This is a genomic window from Corynebacterium macclintockiae, assembly GCF_027570165.1.
GTDB lineage: Bacteria > Actinomycetota > Actinomycetes > Mycobacteriales > Mycobacteriaceae > Corynebacterium > Corynebacterium macclintockiae.
Map to the genome: position 1 here is coordinate 42,097 of NZ_JAKMUV010000010.1, position 23,115 is coordinate 65,211.

21 protein-coding genes, 1 tRNA gene and 1 pseudogene are annotated in these 23,115 nt (G+C 59.6%); 12 read left to right on the forward strand and 11 right to left on the reverse strand.

Going from position 1 to position 23,115, the window contains the following annotated elements; all coding sequences use genetic code 11:
• Nucleotides 1-28 precede the first annotated feature (28 nt).
• The 5 genes from L8U58_RS08190 to L8U58_RS08210 all read left to right on the forward strand — a co-directional run bounded on the left by L8U58_RS08190 (nt 29) and on the right by L8U58_RS08210 (nt 3,956).
• Complete coding sequence (locus L8U58_RS08190; RefSeq protein WP_034975311.1) at nt 29-955, forward strand: lipase family alpha/beta hydrolase; 927 nt, start codon at nt 29-31, stop codon at nt 953-955.
• Nucleotides 945-1,937: a lipase family alpha/beta hydrolase gene (locus L8U58_RS08195; protein ID WP_051894079.1), complete on the forward strand. Its 993-nt coding sequence runs from the start codon at nt 945-947 to the stop codon at nt 1,935-1,937. Before L8U58_RS08190 ends, L8U58_RS08195 begins: the two co-directional genes overlap by 11 nt.
• A gap of 93 nt (nt 1,938-2,030) precedes the next feature.
• Complete coding sequence (locus L8U58_RS08200) at nt 2,031-2,852, forward strand: thymidylate synthase (protein WP_034969641.1); 822 nt, start codon at nt 2,031-2,033, stop codon at nt 2,850-2,852.
• Nucleotides 2,853-3,566 carry a dihydrofolate reductase gene (locus L8U58_RS08205; RefSeq protein WP_269955107.1) on the forward strand — a complete coding sequence of 238 codons (714 nt, stop codon included), beginning with the start codon at nt 2,853-2,855 and terminating at the stop codon, nt 3,564-3,566. It begins immediately after the preceding gene.
• Nucleotides 3,567-3,680: 114 nt separating this feature from the next.
• Nucleotides 3,681-3,956, forward strand: coding sequence for a hypothetical protein (locus L8U58_RS08210; RefSeq protein WP_192816042.1), 276 nt, complete (start codon nt 3,681-3,683; stop codon nt 3,954-3,956).
• A 145-nt stretch (nt 3,957-4,101) separates the two neighbouring features.
• On the opposite strand, the gene L8U58_RS08215 is transcribed toward L8U58_RS08210, so the two are convergent.
• The 5 genes from L8U58_RS08215 to L8U58_RS08235 are packed head-to-tail and all read right to left on the reverse strand — an operon-like array spanning nt 4,102 to nt 10,446.
• Nucleotides 4,102-5,874, reverse strand: a complete 1,773-nt coding sequence (locus L8U58_RS08215) for an ABC transporter ATP-binding protein (RefSeq protein ID WP_269955108.1) — start codon at nt 5,872-5,874, stop codon at nt 4,102-4,104.
• Nucleotides 5,867-7,615 carry an ABC transporter ATP-binding protein gene (locus L8U58_RS08220; RefSeq protein WP_338078546.1) on the reverse strand — a complete coding sequence of 583 codons (1,749 nt, stop codon included), beginning with the start codon at nt 7,613-7,615 and terminating at the stop codon, nt 5,867-5,869. Before L8U58_RS08220 ends, L8U58_RS08215 begins: the two co-directional genes overlap by 8 nt.
• A 7-nt stretch (nt 7,616-7,622) precedes the next feature.
• Nucleotides 7,623-9,092 (reverse strand): ABC transporter ATP-binding protein, encoded by a 1,470-nt coding sequence (locus tag L8U58_RS08225; RefSeq protein ID WP_035002585.1) that lies wholly within the window; start codon nt 9,090-9,092, stop codon nt 7,623-7,625.
• Entirely contained in the window at nt 9,089-9,814 is a 726-nt protein-coding gene (locus L8U58_RS08230; RefSeq protein WP_034993043.1) for an energy-coupling factor transporter transmembrane component T family protein, read from the reverse strand. The genes L8U58_RS08225 and L8U58_RS08230 overlap by 4 nt, the downstream gene beginning before the upstream one ends.
• A complete protein-coding gene (locus L8U58_RS08235; protein WP_269955110.1) occupies nt 9,811-10,446 on the reverse strand; it encodes an MptD family putative ECF transporter S component in 636 nt (211 codons plus the stop codon). Before L8U58_RS08235 ends, L8U58_RS08230 begins: the two co-directional genes overlap by 4 nt.
• Before the next feature lie 140 nt (nt 10,447-10,586).
• On the opposite strand from L8U58_RS08235, the pseudogene L8U58_RS08240 reads away from it, so the two are divergent.
• Nucleotides 10,587-10,862, forward strand: a pseudogene (locus L8U58_RS08240) (IS481 family transposase); the annotation flags it as partial.
• A gap of 30 nt (nt 10,863-10,892) precedes the next feature.
• Here L8U58_RS08240 and L8U58_RS08245 read toward each other — a convergent pair.
• Nucleotides 10,893-10,965: transfer RNA gene (locus L8U58_RS08245), tRNA-Arg, on the reverse strand.
• Nucleotides 10,966-11,139: 174 nt separating this feature from the next.
• Between L8U58_RS08245 and L8U58_RS08250 the strand changes: the two genes are divergently transcribed.
• Entirely contained in the window at nt 11,140-12,669 is a 1,530-nt protein-coding gene (locus L8U58_RS08250; RefSeq protein ID WP_269955111.1) for a glutamate-cysteine ligase family protein, read from the forward strand.
• Nucleotides 12,670-12,681: 12 nt separating this feature from the next.
• Here the strand turns inward: L8U58_RS08250 and L8U58_RS08255 are convergent, their stop codons facing one another.
• Both L8U58_RS08255 and L8U58_RS08260 read right to left on the reverse strand, forming a co-directional pair.
• The gene (locus L8U58_RS08255; RefSeq protein WP_269955112.1) at nt 12,682-13,464 is read right to left on the reverse strand and encodes an enoyl-CoA hydratase; all 783 of its coding nucleotides are present in this window, start codon (nt 13,462-13,464) and stop codon (nt 12,682-12,684) included.
• A 67-nt stretch (nt 13,465-13,531) separates the two neighbouring features.
• Nucleotides 13,532-14,389: an aldo/keto reductase gene (locus L8U58_RS08260; protein WP_034969667.1), complete on the reverse strand. Its 858-nt coding sequence runs from the start codon at nt 14,387-14,389 to the stop codon at nt 13,532-13,534.
• Nucleotides 14,390-14,516: 127 nt separating this feature from the next.
• On the opposite strand from L8U58_RS08260, the gene L8U58_RS08265 reads away from it, so the two are divergent.
• Both L8U58_RS08265 and L8U58_RS08270 read left to right on the forward strand, forming a co-directional pair.
• Nucleotides 14,517-15,398 (forward strand): ABC transporter ATP-binding protein, encoded by an 882-nt coding sequence (locus tag L8U58_RS08265; RefSeq protein ID WP_269955113.1) that lies wholly within the window; start codon nt 14,517-14,519, stop codon nt 15,396-15,398.
• Nucleotides 15,395-16,615: an ABC transporter permease gene (locus tag L8U58_RS08270; protein ID WP_269955114.1), complete on the forward strand. Its 1,221-nt coding sequence runs from the start codon at nt 15,395-15,397 to the stop codon at nt 16,613-16,615. The genes L8U58_RS08265 and L8U58_RS08270 overlap by 4 nt, the downstream gene beginning before the upstream one ends.
• A 55-nt stretch (nt 16,616-16,670) precedes the next feature.
• Here L8U58_RS08270 and L8U58_RS08275 read toward each other — a convergent pair whose 3' ends face one another.
• Together L8U58_RS08275 and L8U58_RS08280 are read right to left on the reverse strand one after the other, a co-directional pair.
• Complete coding sequence (locus tag L8U58_RS08275; protein WP_034969675.1) at nt 16,671-17,030, reverse strand: FKBP-type peptidyl-prolyl cis-trans isomerase; 360 nt, start codon at nt 17,028-17,030, stop codon at nt 16,671-16,673.
• Nucleotides 17,031-17,149: 119 nt separating this feature from the next.
• Nucleotides 17,150-18,427 (reverse strand): citrate synthase, encoded by a 1,278-nt coding sequence (locus L8U58_RS08280; protein ID WP_034969678.1) that lies wholly within the window; start codon nt 18,425-18,427, stop codon nt 17,150-17,152.
• A 376-nt stretch (nt 18,428-18,803) separates the two neighbouring features.
• Here L8U58_RS08280 and serC point away from each other — a divergent pair, with 376 nt between their 5' ends.
• The 3 genes from serC (at nt 18,804) to L8U58_RS08295 (ending at nt 22,161) form a co-directional block, all read left to right on the forward strand.
• The gene (gene serC / locus L8U58_RS08285; protein WP_034973109.1) at nt 18,804-19,961 is read left to right on the forward strand and encodes a phosphoserine transaminase; all 1,158 of its coding nucleotides are present in this window, start codon (nt 18,804-18,806) and stop codon (nt 19,959-19,961) included.
• A 103-nt stretch (nt 19,962-20,064) separates the two neighbouring features.
• Nucleotides 20,065-21,225, forward strand: coding sequence for a septation protein SepH (gene sepH, locus L8U58_RS08290; protein WP_269955115.1), 1,161 nt, complete (start codon nt 20,065-20,067; stop codon nt 21,223-21,225).
• A gap of 21 nt (nt 21,226-21,246) precedes the next feature.
• A complete protein-coding gene (locus L8U58_RS08295; protein ID WP_034978210.1) occupies nt 21,247-22,161 on the forward strand; it encodes a DUF6928 family protein in 915 nt (304 codons plus the stop codon).
• 51 nt (nt 22,162-22,212) lie between these two features.
• On the opposite strand, the gene L8U58_RS08300 is transcribed toward L8U58_RS08295, so the two are convergent.
• Nucleotides 22,213-23,112, reverse strand: coding sequence for a TrmH family RNA methyltransferase (locus L8U58_RS08300; protein ID WP_034981194.1), 900 nt, complete (start codon nt 23,110-23,112; stop codon nt 22,213-22,215).
• Between the last annotated feature and the right edge of the window lie 3 nt (nt 23,113-23,115).

Sequence of the window (23,115 nt, forward strand, 5' to 3'; positions counted from 1 at the left end):
GAGCCTTCAAACCAAGGCTGTATGCTTCATGCTTCCTTTTTCCTTCCTGACGCCCCGCCCGGCCGCCCGCAAGCAGCGCGAGTTGGATGCGGACGTGCCCGCCACGCTGCAGGGGCGCTTCATGCTGGGCGGGCCGGTCAACGACTCGCGGAAGGAACTGTCCGAGGAGCACCCCTATCCCCTGGTATTCATTCACGGCACGACGGATAATTCCCTGCGCTGGCAGAAAGCCGCGACCTACTTTTCCGCCCGTGGCTATTCGGTATGGGCTTTGAACTACGGCAAGCCGGAGGCCGGTCGTCCGGTGATCCCCGGGGTGTTTGCCGTGAATGACATTGACGAGTCCGCGGTGGAGATCGCCAAGACGATCGACCATATTCTGGCGGTGACGGGGGCCAGCAAGGTGGATCTGGTGGGGCATTCCCAGGGTGGACTGCACATTAAGAAGTACGTTGCGGAGCACGGCGGGCAGGATACGGTGCGCCGTGCGGTGGGGATCGCCGCGACGTATCACGGCACGACGATGACGGGCATGTCCTCCATCCTGCAGAACCTGGTGGATCGCAACCCGGACTTTGCAGACCTGGTGGCGGGCAAGGCCGCAGTGCAGCAGCTGAATAGTTCGGAACTGATCCGTCGGTTGAACGAGCTACCCGATACGCACCCGAACGTGATGTACACGAACATCTACACGTCAAAGGATCTGACGGCCACGCCGAATTCCACGTCACAGCTGGAGTCGATCGGCGGAGCAGATGTTGCGGAGGCCGAAGTCGGTGCGGTCTGTGGGCTGTTGATACCCCCGGGCCATGCGTCGCTGCCGGAAAACGATCACGTCATTGGCCTGGTTGAGTGGGGTTTAACCCGTAAGCAAGGCGATTGCACACCAGTGCATAACGGGTGTAACGGTGGACAACGCTGGAAGTTGGGCTATCGTTTCTTCCATGAAAACTAAAAATCTCGCTGTAAGGCGGGCGCGCAGGCCCGTCATCGCTGGTGCTGCTGTGGCGCTGGCTGTCGCTCTTTCCCCTGTTTCTGCTGTCTCTGCCGTTGCTGCCCCGGTTTCGGACGCCGCAGTTCCCGATGGTCTCACGGGTCCCTATGTGGCCACCTCCCCGGTGAACGACCCCCGGTGTGTGCCTTCGCCGGAGCACCCGAACCCGGTCGTTTTCATCCACGGCACGACGGATAACTCCACCCGTTGGCGGAAGGCCGCCGTAGCAATGTCCGAGCAGGGCTTCTGCACCTGGGCTTTCAACTACGGCAAGCCTCGGGCTGGCCAGGTAGGGCTGCCGGGTAGCTATGCCGTGGCGGATATCGACGATTCCGCGAAGGAAATTGCCGCCACCATCGACTACATCCTGCAAGTTACAGGCGCAAAGAAGGTCGACCTGGTTGGGCACTCCCAGGGTGGGCTGCACTTGAAGAAGTACATCGCGGAAAACGGCGGTGGGGATAAAGTCGGTCGCGTTGTCGGAGTCGCGGCGACCTATCACGGCACAACGTTGAATGGGTTGGCGGACTCGCTGCGCCCAATTATCGGCAGCGTCCCGAAGCTGGCCGAGGCCCTCGCAAGCAAGGCGGGAGTGCAGCAGCTGGTCGGCTCGGATATCGTCCAGCGGCTCAATGCCCTGCCGGATACCGATCGTCGGGTGCAGTACACCAACCTGTACTCTTCCGGGGACACCACGGCCACGCCGAATGAGACCTCAAAGTTGAAGTCCGTCAATGGCGCGGACGTCGCGAATGTGGAGGTCGGCGCGACGTGCCAGCTCCCCATTCCACCGAGCCACGCGGGGCTTCCCCGCAATAATCAGACCATTGGACTGATCTATTGGGGTCTGACCCGCACGTCGGGCGATGACATCCCGAGCGCTGCTGACTGTTCTGTCCCGTCCAACCGGTCGGCGACTGGATCCCACAGTTCGCTGGATTAGCTGGACGACTGCCCCCGTACGTGCCACCGTTACCTGGCCGACGTAGACTGTGTGGGACTTTGCACCACGGTTAGAAAGGCAGGCGGCGCGTCAGTGGATACCCAGCAGCAGCCGAGTTCCATTCCCACCCCGTATGAGGATCTGCTTCGGCAAATCCTCGAAACTGGTACCCCGAAGGGTGACCGCACGGGAACTGGCACTACCAGCCTGTTTGGCCGCCAGATCCGCTATGACCTGTCCGCGGGCTTCCCACTGATCACCACGAAATCGGTCCACATAAAGTCCGTAGTGGGCGAGCTTTTGTGGTTCCTCCGGGGCGATTCCAACGTGCGCTGGCTGCAGGATAACGGCATTCGCATTTGGAACGAGTGGGCCGATGAAAACGGCGACTTGGGACCGGTCTACGGTGTGCAGTGGCGCAGCTGGCCAACCCCGAATGGCCAGCACATCGACCAGATCGCAGGCGCGCTGGAGATGCTGAAAAACAACCCGGATTCTCGCCGGAATATCGTCAGCGCCTGGAATGTCTCGGAGCTGGACAATATGGCTCTGCCCCCGTGCCACCTTTTGTTCCAGCTTTATGTGGCCGATGGCAAGCTCAGCTGCCAGCTATACCAGCGCAGCGCGGACATGTTCCTGGGCGTGCCGTTCAACATCGCCAGCTACTCTCTGTTGACCCACATGTTCGCCCAGCAGGCGGGCCTGGAAGTCGGCGAGTTCATCTGGACCGGTGGCGATTGCCACATCTACGACAATCACGTGGAGCAGGTTAAGCTGCAGCTTTCCCGTGAAGCCCGCCCGTACCCGCAGCTGAAGCTGAACAAGGCAGCGGACATGTTTTCCTATGACTTTTCCGACATCGAGTTCACCGGCTACGACCCGCATCCGGTGATCAAGGCAAAGGTGGCCGTGTAAATGAGTAAGAACGATAAGCCCCACCGCCCCACTGGCTACGAACCGGGCGACTACCCGGAGCTCACCGCCGCCGCGGTCAGCTACGCCCTGGAGGCAAAGGGTATCTCCCGCGACCAGGTGGAGATCGGCATGATCTGGGCGCAGACCACCGCCGGTGTGATCGGCGATGGTGCGGATATGCCCTGGTACCTGCCGGAGGACCTGAAGCACTTTAAGAACGCGACCACCGGCTACCCCGTGGTCATGGGGCGCACCTCCTGGGAGGCTCTCGACGATGGCTTCCGCCCGCTGCCGGGGCGCACGAACTATGTAATCACTCGGCAGGATGATTATGACGCCCCCGGTGGCCTCATCGAGCCTTCTATCCCCAGCGCGCTGGCCAATGCCGCGGAGCAGATCCTCAACGAGTTGAAGGACGGCACCAGCACCGACGGCGCCGACGGCACTGAAGACGAGCGCACCCCCACCGTATGGGTACTGGGTGGCGGACAGGTGTACGCCCAGTGCATGCCTGTTGCTGACCGGATCGTCATCACGGAGATCGACATGGAAGCCCCCGAGCGCTTCCAGGTGTACGCGCCTCTGGTTCCCACGGAGGAGTTCGAAGAGCACGCCCAGGAGTGGCAGGAGTCGGCAAAGGGCCACCCGGTCGACCAAGAAGTCGATACCGAGCAGCCCTTGCGCTACCGCTTCTGCACTTGGACGCGACGCTAGTCCAGGGCATCAGTTCATTCTTCGCCTGCTTCGCGCGGCTTTTGCTCTTGGGCTTTTGCCGCGCTTTCGCGGATGCTCTTGACGATCGCCTCTGAATCAAGGGTGCCATCCGCTTTGAAGAATCCGACAGGCTTTGCCACCCCCGACGTCGCGGCACGGTACGGGGCACCTGGCACCGTGCTCATTGGGCTCGGCTTGGAAGCCGTCGGCGTCCTTATCCTCGTCCTGCTTATGGTCATCGCCGCGCCGCTGAACCTGTACGGCTTGAGCCTGGGGTTCGCCTCCGCGCAGCTAACCGGCACGATGCTGCGGGATATTCCCGTCTATGACTCCAGGCAAGCCTCCGCAACGCAAACGACCGTGTGCCTGGGGCAGTGGTGTAGGCCTTAAGCGTAGGCATAGCCAACGCCGCGCAGTGGTCACTCGTAGCCGCTACCGTATTCTTCGCTCTGAGCTTTGTCGGTGCACTTAGGGTGCTCCGTGCTGCGGGGGGAGAAGGGTGCCCCCGCAAACAACGCCAATCTCGGTGCCCGCGTTAATCGCGTCCCGAATTGATTTTCCACCCGCGTGCTGCTTTGCGTTGCTGCCAGAAGTGACGGTAGATACCGGGGACATCGGAAAGCTCAGAATGCGTGCCCAGCTGGCTGACTTGCCCGTGTTCATCCAAGACTACGATTTGATCAGCAGATTTGATTGTATCCAGCTTATGGGCGATGACAATGAAAGTAGATTGCTCCCGTAGCTCGTCCATCGCAGCAAGAATGTTTGCCTCATTTTCTGCATCGAGCGCGGAGGTAGCCTCATCAAAGAGTACAATCGGCGCTTGTTTGAGAAGCGCGCGAGCTACAGATACGCGCTGGCGTTCACCACCGGATAGAAGCCGCCCGCCTTCACCAACTGGAGTATGCCACCCTAGGCGGTTGGCAATAGAAGTCACGCCTGAAAGATCAGCTGCGCGGAAGACTTCCTCATCGGAGGCGTCGGGACGACCAACGCGGATATTAGCGATTAACGAGTCGTCGAAGAGGTAGACGTCCTGAAAGACCATGGACAGTCTGGACATTAACTGTTCGGTTCCAAGCTCGCGGATATCTACGCCGTCAACCATCACCGCCCCGGAATCTACATCCCAGAATCGCGAAATAAGGCGCGCAATTGTGGTCTTTCCGGAGCCAGAAGGACCGACAATGGCGGTAACGGTGCCTGATCGAGCATGGAAAGCGACATCTACCAATACTGGTTTATCGCCGTATCCAAACGTGACATTACGCAGCTCTACATTTCCCGAACCATCGCCTGGGCGCGGAGTAGTGGGTTCTGGCAGGGAAGGAGCATCGGTGATGAGCTCAGTTTCTGCGAGCGCGATACGGCCGGCATCTAAACCGACGAAAGAAGAACCCAGCTCCTCAAGCGTGCGGGTAAACCTCAAGCTGATTCCGATGATCGCAATTGTTTCTAGTGGCGATAGGGCGCCTTCAACAGCAAAATCCGCGGAGACCATAATGAGAGCCACGATGAAGATCTGCACTACTATGCCGTTGAGTAGCAAAGCTAATGTGGATACCCATAGCTCGCGTAATCGTGCTTTATGGTCGATTTCTAGCGCTTGCTCTAGTGGCGCAAAAACTTGTGATTGTCCTGCCGCGCGCAGGGCTGGTTGACGGTTAGCAAATTCTACGATGCGCTGGGAGAGCTCTTTACTCGGCCCCAGTGTGCGGTTCGATGCTTTCTCACGAATCCATGCAGCCAACTGCATCACCACGAGCGCCAATGGTGCGATGATAAGAAGGACCAAGCCCAGCTTCGGGTTCCAGAAACACGCTCCTACTAACAAGGTGACAAGTGCCGCGCTATCGCGGTATACCGTTCCTTGAATATGCGCAATGGTCTCGGCCGCCACCATAAAGCGATCTGAAACGAGGCGAGATAGGCCGCCAGTATTAGCCGGTACGAACCAGCCGAGCGGTAGCGTTGCTAATTTATCGCCCACAGTCGTGTGCGCGGTTCGGATGAAATCCAAGGCCGTGTGGTAAGAGGCCATGGTTGCGAAAAATCGTAGCGCAAAAGCTACGAGCGCAATTGCCAAAAGCGTCCACATCCATGGTGCGATCGTCGTATCCCCATCGAGTGCCTTTGTAAGTGGCACGAGCGTGAGAACGGCGAGGCCGTCAAGCACGCCCACGATAAGGGATAGACGAGCATACCTTTTATTGAGCTTATGGCCTACAGGACCTTGCAGCTTTTTGACACTGCGAGTGAGTAGCGGATCACGAAGACGCGAACTAGCAGGCGTAGTGGCATTAGACATGAGAATTATCCTTCATAGGCTTGAGGAAGATTATTTGGTCTGCGCCTTGGATGGACTCCGGCTTGTGGGCGATGACTAAGACGGTCTTGCCTCTGACGAGTGTGGCTAGAGCTGCTTGAATTTCTGCTTCACAGTCAGGATCAGTTGCCGCAGTAGCTTCATCCAGGATCAAGATTGGGGCATTGGTAACAATTGCCCGGGCAATAGAAATGCGTTGCTGTTGTCCACCGGATAAAGAGATGTCCTCACCAACAACGGTGTCGAGCCCAGCCGGTAAAGCGCGAATATCAGCAGCTATGTGCGCAGCCTCTGCAGCTTGCCAGATCTCTTCATCGCGGGCTTCTGGGCGTGCAAGGCGAATGTTTTCCCGAATACTCATACGCAGTAAGTGAGGATCTTGTAAGACGAAAGCCACAGTGCGGTACAAACTGTCGAAAGTGAGATCACGGATATCCACGTGGTTGATAGTGATTGTGCCCGAATCTGGATCCTGGAAACGCGCCAGCATCGTTGCTGCTGTGGATTTGCCAGCCCCAGAGGGGCCAATCAATGCCGTGACAGTGCCTGCTTTTAGTTGCGCAGAAAAGTCTTGGAGGACTGGTGTGTCTGGGGCGTAGCTAAAGCTGACCTTATGGAACTCCACCTCCATGTCTTGACTATTGGCATCGAGGCTCTTTTGGCCTTCTTTCACGTGGGAAATTGTCATGACTTCATCAAGGCGCAACGCCGCATTGCCAGCGAGCTGGTAAGACCACATCATTTGGCCGACGGTTTGAATCGTGCCCGGGAGCACCAGCGCAATTAACGTTGTTGCGATGACTTCAGCGACCGTTACATAGTCACCAGCTATCAGCAGGGAACCGACTCCTACATTGATAAGGATGAGGACAGGAACCGCCACCACAGACTCTGAGATTGCGCTAACACGCAGAAGAGGACGTACCCACTCGTAATAGAATTCCGCGAATTTTTGGGCAGCTTCGCGATATCGAGCGTGGGCTTTGCCAACGGTGCCGAAAGCCTTGATGACGGAAATACCTTCGGAGAACTCCACCGCAGTCGCAGAGACCTCACCCAGATAATTATCCATTTCCGCAGTTTTTGTGCCCATATCTTTCATTGAATACGCTTGGATTGCTAGGAAAATGGGCACAGTGGCAATAGAAAGAAGACCAAGGCGCCAATCCAAGATAAAGGCATAAACCAGAAGCGCGAGGGGCGTAAAGATCGCGGCGACCTTCTCTACAGGAGCGTGGGCTGTCAGGGTGTGCAGAGTTAACGTATCGTCCTCGACGGCTTTGCGAACTTTGCCGGAATTAGTCTGGCTAAACCACGAGAGTGGTGCTTTCGCAATAGCGGTAATGATTCGGCGCCGGTTAATCCCCACCAGCTTTGCATCAGCGAAGTGGGTGATCGCAAGGGCAAGGAAATAGAAGAATAGCTGGCCCAAAAAAGTAGCAAGTAGCCATTTCACAATGGACGCGACGTCATCAGTATTGCCGTCGATTAGAGCATTTCCCAGTGCCACCAACGCGACGTAGGGTGCTACGGCGAGTATCGAGGATATAAGCGCGAGAAACTGTGCGAAGTAGATGGTTGTTTGCACTGGGGCCAGTAGCTTTTTTAGAGCGACCTGGCCGGCTTTTAGTTTTGCGCGAGCCTCTTCTTCCGGTGACGCACCGTGTGATTCTGGTGCGTGGGTTCCGGTTGATTCTGTGGAACTCTGTCTTATTTCAGACATTTCTTTCTCAATTCTTGTTGATGTCAGTAATATCGATGATTCTGGTGACTGATTCTTGGATGAATTCGTGGTCATGGGTGATGACGATGACCACTGCTCCGCTTGCTGCAAGAGATCGAAGCAGCGCAGAGATGGATTGCAGTTGGCGCCAGCCCACGCCAGAGGTAGGTTCATCGAAGATGTAGACCTCTGCTTGCTCGGCTTGGGCTGAAGCTATGGCTAAGCGTTGCCGTTGCCCACCGGACAGAGACTGCGGATGCCGTTGGGCCATTCCTGCCAGATCGAGGCGATGGAGAATCTCATTGACATCGATGTGGTCCCGCTTCTTCTTTGCCAGTCCGAGCGTGACTTCTTCTTCGGTGGTGGCTGCGAATAATTGGCGGCCAACATCTTGCATCACCATGTACGCGGCACGTCTGCGGGCAGCCGCTCCTACTCGTTTGCTGTTCAAACGGAGATTACCGCCGCGTTTGGGAGAAGCAAGACCACAAATGATCCTGGCGAGGGTGGTTTTTCCAGCGCCGTTGGGCCCGATTAAGGCAGTGACTTCGCCGCTGGGGAAAAATGCGTGGTCAATGTTTAGCACCTCATGCGTGCCATAAGAAAAACAGATGTTGCTTAACTCGAGTCCGCTCCGCTGGGGATCGGCGTTTTCGAGCGTGGGTGGTACCGGCACGCTCGCGGGCAGGGGAACGTGGTGTAAGCTGCGTAGTCCCAATTGTTTGCGTTCGGGTTCGTCTAAGCCATAAAACTCCTGAGCGTGGAAACTCCGCGTTATTTTTCCCTGAGTCAAGTAAATGACTTGGTCAGCGATATCTTTTAAGAAAAAGAGGCGGTGATCAGCGATAATGATCGTTGTGCCTAATTCCTTCAAGCGGTGTAGCACGCGTGCAAGAATATCGATGCTTTCCATGGAGAGATTGGACGTGGGTTCATCGAGAAGCACGAGACTGCCCGGGGACACAAGCGCGCATGCGCATGCCACGGTTTGTAGCTGTCCACCAGATAATTCTTTGAATCGCCGGCCCCGAAGATCGTTAATGCCTAGTAGCTCGACCGCTGATTGAATCCTCGACTCAATTTCTGTGGGATCCACACCAAGGTTTTCTAGCCCGAAGGCCAATTCTGCATTGACGCTTTCAGTGAAAAATTGTGTCCTTGGATTTTGGAATACTGAGGCGCTGAACTCGATGGCTCGGAACAGCGGTTCTTCCGCAGGGTTAAAAGCCTGGTCATCCTTTATAATAGTGATGGCGCCTAGTAGCTCTCCTGGATTGAAATGGGGGATGAGTCCGTTGATCAACTTGAGTACCGTGGACTTTCCCGATCCGGAATCACCGGTAATCAGTAGACACTGTCCTGGAGAGACAGAAAAAGACACATCAGATACACCTTGAATGCCTGGCCGAGCGCCCAATGAATATGTAAAAGAAGCGTTGTGGGCGTTTACACTGGTTGCGATACTGCGTTCGTTCATAAGTGGACCTCCGTGGGAAGCCAGACAGAGGCAACAATGAGGCCCAACCCAGCTAGTGCAGTTGCATCGACAAGCTTGAAGGAAAGATCGGCGGTGGTGGTTGGGCGTGTGGGGCCTCCCAATCCGCGGACAAGAGCAGAGGCAGCGAGCTCATCACCAGCGCGGACGACGGCGCCTAATAGGGGGATGATCAGCATCGCGGACGATTGTGTGGGCTGTGTGATCCAGCTTTTTACTCCAGGCTGGAGACCCCGAAGGACCATGGCATCGCGGATCGCTTTGGCTTCTGCCACGATTATCGGCAAAACGCGCAGGAAAACCGCCGGTGGAATGGTGGCCCAGCCTGGTAAACGCAGGTCCCGCAGTGCTGAGGTCAACGTGGATGGTGTGAGAGTGAGCAAGCCGAATGCGCCGATGGACATGCTGATGACAAAACGGCTTAGCCACGAAAAAATTGCCGCTGAAAAAGCGAAAAATGTGGAGCCAGGAAGCTGTAATAGGCCCCAATACCCTAGATAGGATAATGCAAAAGCGAACAGGCAAATAAGACCATAGTGTGGCTTTACTGTAGCTAGTGCGATGGAGCTGAAGGCGATAGAAATCAGCAGTGTCGGTAGGTGGCCGTGGCTGAGAGCTACCGCATTGATTACTAGAACAGAAAGCAGCACGGTCCGTGGATCGATCGAAGATCGACGAAGCAAGCCCTGTTTTTGCAGGCTCACAGGAGACCAGCGCTTTCAAAGTGTTTGCGGCTGACGCGAACTCCGACCTTTCCTCCGATAAAGCCGACGATGAGCGCACAAATGGCCAGTACTCCAATGGTCCATGGCTGGAAGATATCCGACATAGCATCGGCGTATTCTTGACCCATTTGGTCTGCGATATCGACGTAGTATGAGTCCGTATCCAGAATTAGCGGAATAAAAGGCAAAGAAATCCAGACACAGAAGACGCCGTAGGCAATAGGGAAGGACTTGGCAATACTGAGGTGGCTTTTTGCAATAATCAAATCCGCGATAAACCCAAGAATTATGCTTCCCAGCAAGGTCCAGAAGTAGTGTCCGGTAAGCATGAATGCTAATCCGTTAATACCACCGACGAGGGTGAAAGCACCCATTTTGGACGTGCGGACGGCATAAAGCGCTAGCACGATTCCGTTTGCGATTGCCGCGATAAACCATCCAATAAACATGAATTGTGGTCCTGCGAATCCAATCATTCCGCTTATAAAGGTGATTACAAAGTAAAGTGCAGCAAAGATGCCAGCGTTGATGAGATCTCTGGTGTTTAAACGTGCCGTCGACCCACTGGATGAGCTTGTACTCCGTGCGGGCGTAGAGGACTGTTGGGCCATAGTAAACCTCGATTCATGAACATCAGGAAAGGTAAGGCTTACCTAATACAGATAACACTCTTTATAAACTACTTCTAGTTTTGATCTGAAGATTCACCCTTAATGGGGGTGAATGCAGATAAGCGGACATCAAACCAGAGCACGACTACCGACTACGCACCGACAAAGTAGGCACCAACGGCAAGACAACCCTGCGATGGGGCAGTAAACTACGCCGCCTCTACATCGGCCGCCGATGGGGCGGGGGAACCAATCACCATGGTGTCTGCATCGACAACCACGTCGACATCAAAATAACCGCCATCGGAGCACAAATCGCTGCCTACACACTTACCGAAGAAAAGATCTACTACAACAAGAAAGACAACGAACTCAACCCCAGTCGGGGCAACCAAAAACAAAAATCTCGAGACACCGACCGGAACGATGTCTCGAGACTTCCAGCGTGCCCCAGAGAGGAATCGAACCTCCGACACCGGCTTTAGGAGAGCCGTGCTCTATCCACTGAGCTACTAGGGCAATCGCACGATCCAACGGCTACCAGCAATTATCTGCCGACTGCCGACCGTGCGAAGTACATCTTACAAGCCCACCTGCACTCCCCGTTAACCAGACCTTCAGCTCATTGACACTAGAGGCGTCAGCACCAAAATCGCCGGCGCTGCACCCGCAGCGAGGCTACGATTCATAAGCATGGGCGAAGCAGTATCTAAAGATACCTACACACCGAAACAACGCACCCGCTTCCGCGAGCGCCTCAACGCCGAGCTGGAGGTCTTCGACAAGCACCTGCAGGACGCAGAGTTCATCAACCAGGGCACCATCGGCCTGGAGCTAGAGATGAACCTCGTCGGCGACGACATGCAGCCCAAACGCTGCAACGAAGGCGTGCTGGAAAAGCTGGAGGAAACCCACCCGGGCGAATACCAATCCGAGATCGGCTCGTACAACGTAGAGATGAACCATCCCCCGCTGGCCATCACCGGCCGCGGGCTCGAGCAACTGCAGGAAGGCCTCGACGAGCGCCTGCGTGCGGTGCAGAAGGCCGCCAAGCAGCTCGGCTCCCACGCCGTGATGATCGGCACGCTCCCCACCCTGACCACCGAGTTCCTCAGCGACCCCGCCTGGATCACCAACGAAAACCGCTACAAGGCACTGAACAACGCCATCCTGGAATCCCGCGGCGAGCTCGTCCGCATCGAACTCGAAGGTGCGCTCCCCGGCCGCGTTCTCGGCACCGTCGATACCTACCGCCACGACTTCGAGGACATTGCCCCGGAATCGGCCTGCACCTCCATGCAGCTGCACCTACAGGTCGCGCCGAACCTCTTCGCCAACGCCTGGAACGCCTCCCAAGCCATCGCGGGTGTGCAGGCGGCGCTCAGCGCCAACTCCCCTCTGTTTGTCGGCCACAAGCTGTGGCACGAATCGCGCATCCCCGTCTTCCAGCAAGCCATCGACACGCGCACTGCGGAGCTCGTCAACCAGGGCGTGCGCCCGCGCGTATGGTTCGGCGAACGATGGATCACCAGCGTATTCGACCTCTTTGAGGAAAACGGCCGCTACTTCTCCCCTCTCCTACCCGAAGATCGCCTGGAAGCCGGCACGCCCATCATGTCCGGCGACAGCCCAGGCCTGCACTACATGAACCTGCACAACGGCACGATCTGGCGCTGGAACCGCCCGATCTACGACCCGAACCTGGAGCGCTCTCACATCCGCGTGGAGAACCGCCTGCTGCCCGCCGGGCCGACCACCGCCGATATCGTCGCGGACGCTGCCTTCTACTACGGGCTGGTCAAGTTCTTGGGCACGCAGAATCGACCCGTGTGGTCACGCCTTTCTTTTGAGGACGCCCACAGTAACTTCCTCGCCGGCGCCCGCGAAGGGCTGCGCGCCAGCATGCGCTGGCCGCGTGTGGGGACTGTTCCGGTCCGCCAGCTGATTACCGAGCATCTGCTCGAACAGGCCCGCGAGGGACTGGAGCTGCTGGACGTGGATTCCGAACTGATCGAGACCTACCTGGGAATCATCGAAGGCCGCGCCCGCAGCGGACAGAATGGCGCGACGTGGCAGCTGGATACCGTCAACCGGCTAGCTCCGAACAGCGAGCCGGATTCCGCCGAGCGAGCCGAGGCGCTGGCCACCATGATGCAGCGCTACATCGCCCACCAGACCAGCGGCCAGCCGGTGCACACCTGGTCTGTGGAAGGGCGCGACTAGCGGAGCCGGGGTCTAGCGCCCCCTGAACTGCGGCGGGCGATGCTCGGCGCGCGCCCGGCGCGCCTCCTGCACGTCCTCGCTGGCCCATACGTCCACCATCATCTGCTGCAGCTCCGCATCCGCGTGCATGTCGGGGCTGTTAAAAACGCGCTTCGAATGCTCCATGGACAGCGGAGCCTGGCGCGCCACCCGATGTGCAAAGGCGGTGGCGTTGGGGGTGGCGTCATCAAGAACAACAGAAAAACCCGTCGCCCTTGCCTGGTCGGCGCTTACCCGGGCGCCTGCCAAGAACACGTTGCGGGCCAGCGCGCCGCCCATCAGCTCGCGGGCGCGGGCGTGGGTCCACAGATCCAGGGCGAAGCCGTGCTCGGCGACAGGCACCCAGCAGGCGCCCTTGTCGGCAAAAACGCGCAGGTCACAGGCCAGGGCAATCTGACAGCCCGCACCCACCGCCGGGCCGTGGATGTCGGCGATGACGGGCACCGGGGTGGTCTGGATGGCCGAGAGCATGTCCTCCATGGCGGACCAGAAATCATCGGCGTACACGCCACCGGAAAGGTCGGCACCGGCGCAGAAGACGGGTCCTTCGCCGCGGATCAGAATGGCGCGCACCCCAGCTGCAGTGTGGGTGCGGACGGCCTCGGCCACGGCGGTGGCGATGGCGGCGTTAAGGGCGTTGCGCTTCTCCGGGCGGTTCAGCGTGATCACGCCGACCTGTGGGGCGGTGGCCTCAGCCGCTTCGCCTTCGGCTGACCCGGTGGCCTCGATATGGGTGATGACGTGCCCTGCGCTCATGGCTAGCAATGTACCGCAGGGGCGGCGCCGTGCGCTGGTGTTTCGCCGTAACTGGCCTGCTGGCTGACTAGCCCTCCAGTCCAGCGTGGAAGGTGTGTGGATCGCCGCCGATGCGGCCGTCCTCCACGTCCAGAGCCTCAATGGCGGCGACCTCGTCGGCGGACAGCTCGAAGCCGAAGACGTCGAAGTTCTGGCGCACGCGCTCCACCTTGGAGGAACGCGGGATCACCACATCCCCGCGCTGGATGTGCCAGCGGATAATGGCCTGTGCCACGCTTACGCCGTGTTCGGCGGCGATCTTCGCGATCGTCGGGTCGGTTAGGTTCTGCCCCTGCCCCAGCGGCGACCATGCCTGGGTAACGATGCCGCGGTCGCGGTTATCCGCGCGCTGCTCAGCCTGGCTAAAGCCTGGGTGAACCTCGATCTGGTTCACCGCCGGAATGTGGCCTGCCTGCTTCAGCGCATCCAGTGCCTCAGGGTAGAAGTTGCACACGCCGATGCTGGTAGCGCCGCCGGACTGCTGGATCTCCGCCATCGTGTCGTAGGCCTGCACGAACTTATCGGCCTTCGGGCACGGCCAGTGCAGCAGGTACAGGTCGACGTAATCCATCCCTAGCTTTTTCTGGGACTCCGCGAAGGCTTCCTTGCCGCGGGCCTGGTCGGCGTTCCACAGCTTGGTCGTAACAAACAGCTCCTCGCGCTGCACGTCGCCGGCCTTCACAGCGTCGGCCACGGCGCGCCCCACGGCCTCTTCGTTGCCGTAAATCGCGGCGGTATCAATGTGGCGGTAGCCGGTCTCGATGGAAGCCCTCACCGAGGTGTAGGTGTCCTCGTCGCTGAGCTGCCACACGCCCAGGCCCAGCTGCGGGATGGTCTTGCCGTCGTTCATTTCAAGGGTCGGTACTGCGTTGATGTTTTCGCTCATGCTTTCCGTTGTACGCCTCTTGCCGGTTTCTCGCGACAGTGCGGGTAGCGACGGCCAGTCATGATGCTTTGGCTTATGAGACAATACGAAAGGCTCTTCTTTCGTTAAGAACAGATTCAAGGAATAAATGGAATCCCTCTATATCAATAACCTCAATAAGAGTTATGGGGACCATCAGGTCCTCCACGACATGACGCTCCACGTTCAGCCAGGCGAAATGTATGGCTTCGTCGGTTCGAATGGCGCAGGCAAGTCCACCACCATGCGCATCGCACTGGGCGTGCTCGCGGCGGACAGCGGCGAAGTGCTCATGGGCGATAAGCCGATCGACGACGACTTGCGCCGCCGCATCGGCTACATGCCGGAAGAACGCGGGCTGTACGCGAAGGAGAAGATCGGTGACCAGCTGCGCTTCTTCGCCCGACTACACGGCCTGAACGACAACGCCGCCAAGCAGAACGCGGAAAGCCTGCTGGAACAGCTCGGCCTGGCCGAGCGCGCAGACGACAAGCTGGAGGAGCTCTCGCTGGGTAACCAGCAGCGCGTCCAGCTGGCGGCCTCGCTAATCCACGACCCGGAACTGCTGATCCTGGACGAGCCCTTCTCTGGCCTGGACCCTGTGGCCGTGAACGTCATGAGCGACCTGCTGGTCGAGCGCTGCAAGGCGGGCGTGCCCGTGCTGTTCAGCTCCCACCAGCTGGATCTGGTGCAGCGCCTATGCGACCGCGTGGGCATCATTTCAAAGGGGCGCATGAAGGCCGAGGGCACCGTTGACGAGCTGCGCACCCGCGGTCCCCTGGTCTACGAGGTACGCACCCCGGCTCGCGACTGGTACCCACAGGGCACGCGTCTGGTCGAGGATTTTGGCGAGGGCGTGCTGCTCGAGGCAGACACCACAGACCTGGATCAGCAAATCCTGCAGGCTGCGCTCGCTGTCGGCCCGGTCCACTCGTTCTCCCGCCGCATCCCGCACCTTGCAGAGCTCTTCCAGGAGGTCGTCGAATCATGAGTTACTCTTCCCCCAACACCATCGCCACCGTCGCCAAGCGCGAAATTCAGGTGGCCTCCCGCAGCAAGGCGATCATGTTCTCCCTGATTGTCGTCATCGCCGTCATGCTCATCGGCGTGTTCGCTGGCGCATGGTTCGCCAAGAAGGACGACGGCAACGAAACCCCGAAGCTCGGCCTTGTAGGGATTGAAAAGGAGTTTGTGGACGCCCCCTCCGCCTCCGCTAACGGCACCTCAAAGGGGTCGGACAGTTCCAGTGGCGTAGAGGCCGAAACTGTGGATTCTCGCGACGCAGCGTCCTCCAAGGTGACCGACGGCGACCTGTCAGCAGCGCTCGTGAAAACGGATTCCGGCTACGAGCTGCTCACCGAGGGAGAACCCGACCCGGCGATCCTCAGCGCCGTTAGTGCCGCCATTAATGCGCACGCGCAGTCTGAGGCGCTGCACAAGGTAGGCGTATCCCCCGAGGAGTTCGCCAAGGCCACCCCCTCCACGCAGTTGGAGACGGTGGATCTGAAGGAAGAGGACTCGATGGAGGCCAACGGGCCGCAGATTGTCACCGCCCTGGTGGGCGTGATGCTGATGGCTTACTTCATCATCCTCTTCGCCGCTAACGTCGGCGGGCGCATCACTGAGGAGAAGTCCTCGCGCGTAGTGGAGATCATCCTGGCCTCCGCCCGCCCAATGGATTTCCTCGCCGGCAAGATCATCGGCAACACGATCTTCGGCTTCCTCGGCACCGCGGTGCTGCTGATCATCGGCGCGGTCGCTGTGTCGCTCTCCGGTCTACTGGGAGATGTGGACTTCGACTACACCGTTGTGGCTCTGATGCTGCTGGCTTTCTGCATTGGCATGCTGTTCTTCGGCAGCCTCTATGCCGCAGCGGGTTCCATGGTCTCTCGTACGGAGGATCTGCAATCCACTCAGGCTCCGATCCTGCTGTTCATCATGGGTATGACCTACGCTCCGCTGTTCGGCATCAGCAACATGGACTCCACGCTCATGCAGGTGCTGGGGTGGATTCCGCCGTTCAGTCTGACGGTCGCACCAATGAACATGGCCGCGGGCACGATGGGGTTGCCACAGGTGCTGCTGAGCTTCCTGATTGCCGCGATCACGACGGTTCTGGTGATTCTGCTGGTAGCCCGCGTCTACCGCAACTCCATCCTGAACAATGGCAAGAAAATGAGCTGGGCGAAGGCGCTGAAGGGCGCCTAGTCGCCCAAATAAGTTCACGGCGATAAGGCGCCCTAGTTAAAGGCGACGGGGCGCCTTAGTTCACGCTGATCAGATCAATGATGTAAACCAGCGTGCGTCCAGATAGGTCTTGCCCCAGCTCGGCCGGACCATAAGCCTTCTCCGGGGGAATGATCAGCTTGCGGCGGCCACCGGCGCGCATGCCCGGGATGCCTTCCTGCCACCCTTCGATCAGGCCGGAAAAAGGAAACTCGATGGACCCGCCGCGATCCCACGAGGAGTCGAACTCCTCGCCAGTCTCGAAGTCCACTCCCACGTAGTGCACCTCAACCATGCCACCCGGCACGGCCTCCGCGCCGTCGCCGACCACCAAATCCTCAATCACCAGGTCCTGCGGGGCTCCCCCAGTCGGGATGTCGATCTGCGGTTTGCTCATGGGAAGTCTCCTTCGAAAACTGATAGCTTCTCGAGGCTCCACCCTAGCAAAACGCGAAAAGCCCCCTTGGGGGCATGCGCTTCGCGCAGCCACACCGAGGGGGCGTCACCACACAGGGTTTAGAGCTTACGAGCACCCTGGCCAGTGTAGATCTGACGCGGACGGTTGATCTTCGCGGTCGGGTCGTTGACTTGCTCCAGGTAGTGTGCGATCCAGCCCGGCAGGCGACCCATGGCGAACAGGACGGTGAAGAAGTCCGTCGGGAAGCCCATGGCGCGGTAGATCAGGCCGGTGTAGAAGTCAACGTTCGGGTAGAGCTTGCGGGAGATGAAGTAATCATCAGCCAGCGCGATCTCTTCCAGCTTCATAGCCAGATCCAGCAGGTGGTCGCCACCCAGGTGGTTCAGGATCTCGTGTGCGGACTCCTTGACGATGGCCGCGCGCGGATCGTAGTTCTTGTACACGCGGTGGCCGAAGCCCATCAGCTTCACACCCGGCTCCTTGTTCTTCACGCGGTTCATGAAGTCGGTAGCGTCGCCGCCGTTAGCGTGGATCTCCTCCAGCATCTCCAGAACAGCCTGGTTAGCGCCGCCGTGCAGCGGGCCGGACAGGGCGTTGATGCCCGCAGCGATGGAGACGAACATGTTGGCCTGGGAAGAACCAACCATACGGACGGTGGAGGTGGAGCAGTTCTGCTCGTGGTCAGCGTGCAGGATCAGCAGTTTGTCCAGGGCCTTGGTGACCACCGGATCGTCCTCGAAAGGCTCGGTCGGGTAACCGAACATCTGGCGCAGGAAGTTCTGGCGCGCGTTCATGGAGTTATCCGGGTACATGTACGGCTTGCCCTTGGAGGCGCGGTAAGCGTACGCAGCCAGCATCGGTACCTTCGCCATCAGGCGGTAGGTGTTCAGCTTCTGGTGCTCCGGATCCAGCGGGTTCAGGGAGTCCTGGTAGTAGGTGGACAGAATGTTCAGGGAGGAAGCCAGAACGCTCATCGGGTGAGCATCACGCGGGAACACGCGGAACTGCGCCTTGAAGTCCTCGTCCAGCAGGGTGTGCTTGCGGATGTTGCTGTTGAACTCCTCCGCCTGCTCCTCGTTCGGCAGCTCGCCGTTGATCAGCAGGTAGGAAACCTCGTTAAAAGTTGCGTTGTTAGCCAGGTCGGCGATGTCGTAACCGCGATAACGCAGGATGCCGTTAGCACCGTCGATGTAGGTGATGGCGGACTTGGTGGAACCGGTGTTCACGTAGCCGGGATCCAGGGTGGTCAAGCCGGTCTCTGCCAGCATCTTGCCCAGTGCCACACCGTCGTTGCCTTCGGTGGCACGGACAATGTCCATTTCGTACTCTCCACCTGGGTAGTGGAGAACGGCCTTGTCCTGATTATCAGTAGCCATTGACATCCCTTTCTGAAATGTTCACGTGCCTGCCCGCAGCGATTCTTAGCGTTTACTTTGGTAAAAGTCGCGCCGACGCCGTTGGAGCGGAACACAGATTCACGGTTTCACTTGTAAATTGTAGCCGCTTTGGAGCTTCCCCGTATGGCGTTACTAGCACAGTAAAGCCCGCGGGGGGATACAGCACACTCTAACGCCTGTGTGATGCAGGTGACAGAATAACTGCCGCCACCGGGGGTAACTCTCCCCACCGTTCAGTGCGGTTTCCGCAGCGGTTCTTATATTTTTGGCACTTTTTGGACATCACTCCATTCCGACCGTCTACCCTAAGAAATCAGATACTAACCAAAGGCAACTGAAGGTAACTGAGGTAAAGATGAACGCACCTGCCAACGACCAGAACACTCTGCCCACCATCCCCGCGGAGTTCATCCCCGCCGACGGCCGCTTCGGCTGTGGCCCGTCTAAGGTGCGCCCCGCGCAGCTGCAGGCTATCCAGGACAACGCCGCCATCATGGGCACCTCCCACCGCCAAGCTGGTGTGAAGGACGTCGTCGGTTCTGTGCGCGAAGGTCTCTCCGAACTGTTCAGCCTGCCGGAGGGTTACGAGATCGTGCTCTCCCTGGGTGGCGCTACCGCGTTCTGGGATGCCGCCTCCTTCGGCCTGATCCGCAACAAGTCCGCGCACCTTACCTACGGCGAGTTCTCCTCTAAGTTCGCAAGCGTTTCCAAGAAGGCCCCGTGGCTGGACGAGCCGCAGGTCGTCGCCGGCGATCCGGGCACCGCCCCGGCACCGAGCCAGTTGGATGGCACCGATGCTGACCTGATCGGCTGGGCGCACAACGAGACCTCCACCGGCGCAATGGTTCCGGTTACCCGCCCCAAGGCCGCTTCGGACGACACTCTCGTCGCCATCGACGCAACCTCCGGTGCCGGCGGACTGCCCGTCGACATGAACGAAGCTGACGTGTACTACTTCAGCCCGCAGAAGTGCTTCGCTTCCGATGGTGGCCTGTGGCTGGCTGCTTTCTCCCCCGCTGCCCTGGAGCGTGTCGAGGAGATCGCCGCGTCCGATCGCTACATCCCGGCCTTCTTGGATCTGAAGACCGCCGTGGATAACTCCCGCAAGAACCAGACATACAACACCCCGGCCGTCGGCACCCTGCTGATGCTGGATGACCAGGTGAAGTGGATGAACGCCAACGGTGGTCTGGACGGCATGGTCGCCCGCACCAGCGACTCCTCCCAGGCTCTGTACAGCTGGGCTGATTCCCGCGCGGAGGCCACCCCGTTCGTCGAGGATGCGGATTCCCGCTCCCTCGTCGTCGGCACCATCGATTTCGACGACAACATCGATGCCGCTAAGGTCGCCAAGATCCTGCGCGCCAACGGCATTCTGGATACGGAGCCTTACCGCAAGCTGGGCCGTAACCAGCTGCGTATCGGCATGTTCCCGGCCATCGACCCGGAGGACCTCAAGAAGCTGACCGGCGCCATCGACTTCATCCTCGACGGCGGCCACGCAGCAAAGTAATTCCGCTTTTGGCTATGGTTGGAGGGTGATGTTAATAACACGGCCGTCATTCGCCGTAGCTTTTTAGCGCATCACCCGCCACGTCACCCGTCAGGAGGCCAAGTTGCAAGAGCTGAAATTTGTCGTCGCCGATAGCGATGCCTCGTCGCTCGTGCTGCGCGCCGTGGATCCCGCCGTCGGTGGCCCTATCGCAGAGTACTTCCTGCCCGTCACGGACGAGCTTCGCTCTTTTCTTAGTGACGCCCCCACGGTCCGAAACAACGATGTGAACACGGCCGATGCGCCTGCCTCGGCGGGCGGGGAGGATTCTTCACCCGCTGCTAACTCCACCGACGCTGACAGCACGTCCGCTGACAGCAGCACTGCTGGCAGCACTTCCTCCGACAGCGCCACCACTAGCGACGCCGACGCTGCCAGCTCCAATGCTGGCGATGAAGCCGAGGAGCGCACGGAGGGCGAGGTGGCGTCGCTATTCCAGGGTCGCGACAAGGACCGCCCGAATGCGCGGCCACACCGCACGAAGATCGCGATGTCTCCCCGGATGATCCAGGATCGTATCCGCCAGGGTGCGACCGTTGCCGAGCTGGCAGACGAGGCCGACACGGACGAGGCGCGCATCGAGCCCTATGCCTGGCCGATCCTGCAGGAGCGTGCCCGCATTGCAGAGTTGGCTCACGCGGCACTTCCGGTGAATGCCGACGGCGTATCGAATCAGCCGCTGTGGGAGGTTCTGGCAACCGCACTGGCTGCCCACGGCGAGTCGCTATCGGACGCCGAATGGGATGCCTACCAGAACGCCACTAAGCAGTGGATCGTCACTGTGGCCTGGGAAAAGGACTCGGCGGGACGGACGGCAACCCACACCGCAGAGTTCATCGTGGAGCTGCGCGGATCGGATAAGCCACTGGCGCACCCACACAACAGCATCGCGGGCGACCTGGTGAACCCGCGCTATGGGCAACCGGTGCGCAGCGTTTCGCCGGTCACCCCACTACTCCACCCCACCCAGGGCCCGGGCGCGCAGGGTTGGCGGGATGCCCCTATGGATCCGGAGAACGCAGCGCCGGAGGGTGCACCTTCCCCGGAGGAGAACACCCCCGTTGCAGGCGCTTCCCCTGCGGATCAGGGGGATCGTGCGGATAATGAATTCCTTATGCACCCGGACGCAAAGTCGGCCAAGCCGAAGCGCAAGCGCAAGGCCGTCACCCCGCATTGGGAGGACGTGCTCCTCGGGGTGCGCACCAACCCCAAGAAGAAGAATTAGGCGTTAGAAGGAGCCACTGCTGTGACCCTGGTGACCTTATGGTTTGTGAATGCGGCCAACCCAAGCACGGTCGTGCATCAGGAACATAAGGTCGACCGCGGTTTTGCCCGCAAGTACCTGGCGCAGCTGAATCCCGCCTGGCCGCTGACTCACATCGGCGACTTCGACATGACCCGTAGCGCAACGCCGGGCGTAGACGAGTTCTACATCGGCGGCTACCCGGGGCTCTCCGTAGTACAGACCGTCATCCCGGATCTGCGCAAGCTCTCCGAGCTTCCGGAGCGCTACCGCACGCTAGTCAACGCGGCCGATGTCTATGCCTCCTGCGTGGTGGCAGACCCGGAGACCGCGGCATCCACGAAACCAGGTGATGGTGGGGATCCTGCGTCCACGGAGGTCAACGAGACTTTCGGCGGCTTCGCCCACTGGGCCGGGGGCACGCTCAAACGTTCCTTCTGCGCGACTCAGGAGACGGTGTTTGAAGATACTGGCCTGCCTTGCGAGTTCGAAGCCGACTTCTGGGCCGGCACCACAGAGGCCCACGGCATTCAGCTGCCCTTCATCCCCGCGGAACTGGCCACCGCTGCCATCGAATCCTGGCTAGGGTTCTCCCTGACAGAATCCGCCCCTGCCCTGCCCGTGGCGGCCTTCGCCGTCGACGGTCGTCCGGAGGCCAAGTCCTCCGAATACGACGGCCTCACGCACGGGCCAAGCCAGCCGGAGGACAAGGTGTCTGTCTACGACGAGGAGCAAGGCTACGACGATTACGCAGCCCCCTCCGGTGCCAGCGAGCCGAGTTCTGCAGAGGTCGCGAAGAACGTCCTGAACTCCCTGAGCAGTGGTGCCCGCAAAGGGTTCAGCGCCACCATCAAGGGGCTGCGCGGGGCGTCCAAGAAGATCGGCGACGAGGTTCGTCGCCGCAGCCGTGGCAACTAAGACTCAGCTGGCCCCGCAAGTCAACCCCCGCTAGCCCCCTAGCCAACTCCATTAGCGCACGGCCTCGTAAAAGGCGATCGCCGCCGCCGTCGCAACATTCAAAGAATCGGTGCCGCGAGCCATCGGGATCACGGCCCGCACATCCGCGGCCCGCATGGCATGCTCGGTTAAGCCGGGACCTTCCGCTCCCACCATCACCGCAACCTTCTTGCCCCGCTCCCGGGCAGCCTCGGTTGCCTCGCGCAGCGTCGTGTTCCCCGACGGGGTCAGCGCCACCACCTCATAGCCACGACTCTGCAACAGCTGCAGATCCCTCTGCCACGTCGTAGTCGTGCCGGGGAATCTAGCCCACGGCAGGCGCAACACGTGCCCCATCGACACGCGCACGCTACGGCGGTACAGAGGGTCGGCAGTAGCCGCACCGAACAGCACCGCATCCACCCCCAGGCCTGCTGCATTGCGGAAGATCGAGCCGATGTTTTCGTGGTCCCCCACGCCCTCCAGCACGGCAATCACGCCGCTGGCCCCCTCGGTGCACTCAGTGACCTCGGTGACCTCGGTGCCTTCGGTCGCCTCCAGCTGGTCCAACAGCGCTTCCACGGAAAGCTCCTCACTCTCCGGCAGGCGATCCGCCGAGGCCACCAAGCCCCTATGCATATCGAAGCCCGCTACCTCCTTCAAGACCTCACGGGAGACCTCGAATACGGAGAACGGGGCGTCATCCCCCGAAAAAGAGCTAGACAAGCTCTCCTCAATCGCCCGCAGCTTCCCCGGGAACCCTACGACCGCCCGGGTCGGATACGGGCTGGCCAGCAGGCGCGGGACGACCAAAGTGCCCTCCGCGATGATCAGCTGCTCGCCGGACTTCTTGTCGGACGCGTTGAGGTTCCGAAAGTCATCCAGACGCGGGTCGCGCGGATCATCGATGCGGATAGGCGAAAAATCAGCCACAGG